The sequence below is a fragment of the Halomonas sp. ND22Bw genome (genome assembly GCF_003011945.1).
Taxonomy (GTDB): Bacteria; Pseudomonadota; Gammaproteobacteria; order Pseudomonadales; family Halomonadaceae; genus Halomonas; species Halomonas halophila.
This window is the reverse complement of the sequence record NZ_PXWD01000458.1, coordinates 1-331: the sequence shown is the minus strand read 5'-3', so window position 1 is coordinate 331 and position 331 is coordinate 1. Positions and strand designations below refer to the sequence as shown.

The following is a 331-nucleotide window of genomic DNA, read 5'->3' as shown; positions in this document are numbered from 1 at the left end:
GGCCGAAGATCGTGTTCCTGCTCTCCGACTTCCGGTGGCCGGAGGCGCTGATCACCGAGGTCTTCGCCGCCTTGGGCCGGCACGACCTGGTCCCGGTGCTTCTCGGCGACGCCGCCGAGGCGGAGGGCCTGCCGGACTGGGGCCTCCTCGAACTCGACGATCTCGAAGGCGCCGGGCGCCGGCTGGTCTTCATGCGACCCGCCCTGCGCCGGCGCTGGATCGCCCGCGAAGCCGCCCGGATCGAGACCCTGCGGCGCCTTGCGACGGCCCATGGCCGCCCGCCCTTCCGTCTCGCCGGCCGCTTCGATCCCGACGCGGTCAGTCGCCACCT

Annotated in this window: 1 protein-coding gene; it reads left to right on the top strand. The window is 73.7% G+C overall.

From position 1 onward, the window contains the following. On the top strand, positions 1 to 331 hold a 331-nt coding region (locus tag CVH10_RS18920; protein ID WP_219924835.1), incomplete at both ends, for a hypothetical protein.